This window comes from Mucilaginibacter sp. P4_G9 (genome assembly GCF_056400985.1).
Map to the genome: position 1 here is coordinate 1 of NZ_JBFUKF010000442.1, position 4,027 is coordinate 4,027.

A 4,027-nucleotide genomic window follows, 5' to 3' on the forward strand; every position below is an offset into this window, starting at 1 on the left:
AAGCTGCACCCTGTTTTTTGGTAATTTAGAAACATCAACATGAGTACCGCCCTGGAAAGTTAAGGCTGCAGCATTACTGTTTGCCGCCAAAGTTGTAGGGAATACATCATAATCAGCTCTTAAACCATAAGTCAACCTGAAATTATCAGTAACATGGAATTTATCCTGGATGTAAACACTGTAAATAGAAGCTTTGATTTTTGCCAACGGTAATGAACTACCTGAAGCAGGGTAACGCAAAGTATAAGCCTGTGCTGGTAAACCGTTAATGAAATCAGAAGCAGAGTTATAAGTGTATAAACCATTATAATCCGGAGCGAAACCATTGGTATAGCTTTGGATTTGATTGCTGGTACCTATTGTAAATTCGTGTTTACCGGAGTATATGGTAAAGTCATCAGCAAACTGCCAGATATTGGTAGATAACAAGTTACCTGCAGTATACAATTCAGAACCAAAGCTGGTAGCTGTTGCTGAAGCAGCGGTTACCACATTGCCACTTGCATCTGAGGTACCGTTACCAATATCAACCATAGGTAGTAAACCTTTACCTAAAAACGCACGGTAATCTCTTAATGCTGAGTAACCTACTGTAAGCTTATTTGACATTGAATTGCTAACGCGGGTATTCAACTCAATAATACCGATGTTAAAGTTGTTATTGATAGTATAACCAGAACCATAAAAAGGTAAGGTATTAGGACCCGGAGCACGTGTGGTACCATACCCAACTGCGGTTTTACCATCACTATTGCTGATACCTGAGTTACTGGCCGGCTGATCTTTAAACGATTTTAAGTAAAAATACTTAGCGCTTAAAGTATTGTTTTTGTCAATGTTCCAGTCTAATTTAGCTGTTAACTTATCGCTTGAAGTTCTGTAAACATAATCTTGATAAGGACCAGGATTATAGCCAAACTCAGCAAGCTTTGTTTTGATAGCATCAAGTGTGCCGGCCTGAACAGAGGATACGTTAGAACCGCTTATTCCCGCACCGCCTGCTACATATGTAGTTGCAGGTGGCTGGCTAACTCTTTCCTGTTCGCCCGATACAAATAAGAACAATTTGTTTTTGATGATTGGCCCGCCAACGGCAGCACCAACTGTATGGTAATCAAATGGGGTAATAGGCACATTGGTATTACCTGCATGATAACCTGTTAACCTAACGCCACGACCATAATAATAAACAGTACCTTTTACTTGGTTGGTACCTGATTTTACCACGGTGTTAACACCAGCACCTGTAAAGTTACCCTGGCGAACGTCATAAGGTGCAATATCTACCTGGATCTGGTCAATTGCATCCAATGAAATAGGCTGAGAACTGGCCTGGCCACCCAAAGTACCTGATAAACCGAATGAGTTATTAAATAAAGCCCCGTCAACAGTAATGTTGTTAAAGTTACTGCTGCGGCCGCCAAATGCCAATCCGTTAGCAGATGGTGTTAATTTAGTAAAATCACTTAACGAGCGGTTTACAGTTGGCAAATTTTCAATCTGTGAACGGCTGATAGTTTCGCGGGCGCCGGTACGTGAAGAGTTGATCACTTTACCTGCAGAAGCTGTAACCTTTACTTCGCCTAAATTGGTAGTATTATCCTCAAGTTTAGCAGCGATCCTTTGATCCTGGCCGATAGATAATGTAATATTGTCCTGAACAAAATCCTTATAGCCAATAAAGGTTACTTTAAAGGTGTAAGGACCACCTACCCTTAAGTTGGGGATATTGAAGCGACCGTCGGAACGGCTAACGGTTGGGTACGCAGTACCGGTAGGTACATGAGTGATGGTTACAGTTGCGCCTGGTATAGCACCTTTAGCATCGGTAACGATACCGTTAACGCTGGCGGTGGTAACACCCTGGGCAGCTGCATTCCTGTTAATAAGGAATGTTAAACCCGTCAATAATAATAAAAGAAGTAGAGGCTTCCTCATAAATTGCTTTTTTTTAATTATACTTTAGTTAATTAGCCGCAAAGATAAGTATTCCCCTGACCGTCAATGTTAAGTTTATGTTAACAATTGTTGCATATTTTTCAACATATTGTCATTATTTCACAAATAAATACAAGTAAATAGGTAGATATTATGTGATATTCGTAATTTATCTGTTATTTTATTGAGTTAGAAACATGGTGCGGTAAAAATAATATTTTATGGCCCCTGCCAATTTGTTCAGTTTTCTCATTTCGCCTGTTTTTACTTAGCTTTGGGCCTTTAAAAATTATAGCGCCTGCGGTAAATAATACATCCCGCTATAATCTGTGCAAAACAAAATTTAGTTATCAAAGTATATCATTAAAAATATGGACTACGATTTAATTGTTATAGGGTCAGGCCCGGGTGGTTATGTAGCAGCTATCCGCGCTTCACAACTCGGTTTAAAAACTGCCATCATCGAAAAAGAATCATTAGGTGGTATTTGTCTTAACTGGGGTTGTATCCCAACCAAAGCTTTATTAAAAAGCGCCCAGGTATTTGAATATCTTAATCACTCGCAGGATTATGGTATTAAAATTAACGGTACAGGCGAAGTTGACTTTGCTGCAGTTGTTAAACGCAGCCGCGGCGTAGCCGATGGCATGAGCAAAGGCGTACAGTTTTTAATGAAGAAAAACAAGATCGATGTAGTTAACGGTTTTGGAAAATTAAAATCGAAAGGTGTTGTTGAAGTAAAGCTGAATGATGGCTCAACCAAACAGATCACCGCTAAACATATCATAATTGCAACAGGCGGCCGCTCGCGCGAGTTACCAAGCCTTAAACAGGATGGTGTTAAAGTAGTTGGTTACCGCCAGGCCATGGTATTGCCTAAACAACCAAAATCAATGGTAGTAGTCGGTTCGGGCGCAATAGGTATTGAGTTTGCTTATTTTTATAACTCAATTGGCACCAAGGTAACTGTAGTTGAGTTTTTAGATAACATCGTTCCGCTGGAGGATGAAGAAGTTTCAAAAGGCTTGTTCCGCATCCTTAAAAAACAGGGCATCAACATCATGACCAGTTCAAATGTTGAATCTGTAGACACCAGCGGCGAGCTTTGCAAAGTAAACATTAAAACTGCTACAGGCACGGAGGTTATTGAAGCCGAGGTTGTTTTATCAGCAGTAGGGATTTCTACCAACATTGAAGGCATCGGGCTGGAAGAGTTAGGTGTAAAAACCGAAAGAGGCAAAGTACTGGTTGATGACTACTACAAAACCAACGTTGAAGGCGTTTATGCCATAGGCGACATTGTAAAAGGCCAGGCCCTTGCGCACGTAGCATCAGCCGAAGGCATTATCTGCGTTGAAAAAATTGCAGGCCAAAACCCGCATCCTTTAGATTATAACAACATTCCCGGCTGTACTTATTGCTCGCCCGAAATTGCATCAGTAGGTTATACCGAAAAAGCGGCTAAAGAAGCCGGATACGAGATAAAAGTTGGTAAATTCCCGTTCTCGGCATCGGGCAAGGCAAGTGCTGCCGGCGCCAAAGATGGCTTTGTAAAACTGATCTTCGATGCCAAATACGGCGAGTTCCTTGGCGCGCACATGCTGGGTTTAAACGTTACCGAAATGATTGCCGAAGTTGTTACAGCCCGCAAACTGGAAGCTACCGGTCACGAGATCATCAAATCGGTTCACCCGCATCCAACCATGAGCGAAGCAGTTATGGAAGCTGCAGCAGCCGCTTATGATGAAGTAATACACTTATAAGTCAAAAGTAAAAATTCAAAAGTCAAAAGCCGGTCGTTTAGTTGCAGCCGGCTTTTCTTTTGAAGTTACATCTTAAATTAAAATAGTTTCTATTATTACCTTTAATAAACTTGCTAATCCATTTTTGAATTTTGACTTTTGAATTTGACTTAAAATATGAAACTCCACACAATAGATACCGGTTTTTTCAAATTAGATGGCGGCGCTATGTTTGGGGTGGTACCAAAAACCATCTGGAACAAAACCAACCCGGCCGATAGCAACAACCTTTGTACCTGGGCAATGCGCTGCTTGCTGGTGGAAGATGGAAAAAGACTGATATTAAT

Annotated in this window: 2 protein-coding genes and 1 pseudogene; 2 read left to right on the top strand and 1 reads right to left on the bottom strand. The window is 40.9% G+C overall.

Going from position 1 to position 4,027, the window contains the following annotated elements:
• On the bottom strand, positions 1-1,938 hold a 1,938-nt coding region (locus AC1DPZ_RS23370), incomplete at its 3' end, for a TonB-dependent receptor (protein WP_477407986.1).
• Between the two features lie 371 nt (positions 1,939-2,309).
• On the opposite strand from AC1DPZ_RS23370, the gene lpdA reads away from it, so the two are divergent.
• Both lpdA and AC1DPZ_RS23380 read left to right on the top strand, forming a co-directional pair.
• The gene (gene lpdA / locus AC1DPZ_RS23375; RefSeq protein WP_477407988.1) at positions 2,310-3,701 is read left to right on the top strand and encodes a dihydrolipoyl dehydrogenase; all 1,392 of its coding nucleotides are present in this window, start codon (positions 2,310-2,312) and stop codon (positions 3,699-3,701) included.
• Between the two features lie 156 nt (positions 3,702-3,857).
• Positions 3,858-4,027, top strand: a pseudogene (locus AC1DPZ_RS23380) (MBL fold metallo-hydrolase); the annotation flags it as partial.

Bases quoted from the DNA above. Each gene is read 5' to 3' on its own strand.
- lpdA (WP_477407988.1), top strand. From the start codon at position 2,310: ATGGACTACGATTTAATTGTTATAGGGTCAGGCCCGGGTGGTTATGTA.